The 848-nt window shown below is 47.2% G+C and carries 1 protein-coding gene; it reads left to right on the forward strand.

Annotated elements, in window-relative coordinates:
• Positions 1-29 precede the first annotated feature (29 nt).
• Positions 30-848 (forward strand): nucleotide 5'-monophosphate nucleosidase PpnN (gene ppnN / locus A3756_RS24910; RefSeq protein ID WP_156490755.1); only part of this gene is annotated, 819 nt, incomplete at its 3' end.

Raw genomic sequence — 848 nt, forward strand, 5'->3', positions numbered from 1 at the left:
CCAGTATCAAAATTTTACCTTGTGAGACAATGCCCTATACCACAGTCTCCCCTGAAGGCTCCCTTGAAATCCTTTCTGCCTATGAAGTAAAACAATTAGTCGAGCTGTCGCGAACCAAGGTCTATGAATTGTTTAAGCGCTGTGCTTTAGCGGTCTTAAATACCGGCAGCACCGTCGATGATACCAATGAAATCATCGAGCGCTATAAAGATTTCCGTATCAAATTTATACGCCAGTCTCGTGGTATCAAGCTGCTGATTGAAAATGCGCCTGGCTCAGCCTTTGTTGATGGCAAGATGATTCGCGGTATTCGGGAACAACTTTTTTCAGTATTAAGAGATGTGCTCTACGTTCAAAACCAACTGCTTGACCCTCAGCATTTTGACTTTGAACACTCCAAGGGCATCACTGATGCAGTCTTTCATATTCTTAGAAATGCCAACTTGCTGCGCAAAGGCGCCCAAGCACCGCTTATAGTCTGCTGGGGTGGCCACTCTATCAATCGATGCGAATATGAATTTACCAAAGAGGTGGGCTACCAACTAGGCCTTCGCGAAGCAAACATTATTACCGGCTGTGGCCCCGGCGCAATGAAGGGGCCCATGAAAGGTGCCACAATAGGCCACGCCAAACAGCATTTTGAAGAGCGGCGCTATATAGGCATTACAGAGCCAGGAATTATCGCAGCCGAGTCTCCAAACCCTATCGTCAATGAACTAGTTATACTCCCAGACATCGAAAAACGCCTGGAAGCCTTTGTGCGCTGTGGTCACGGGGTTATCGTATTTCCTGGCGGTGTTGGTACGGCAGAGGAAATTCTCTATATTTTGGGCATTCTACTTCACCCC

It is taken from the genome of Oleiphilus sp. HI0086 (assembly GCF_001635225.1).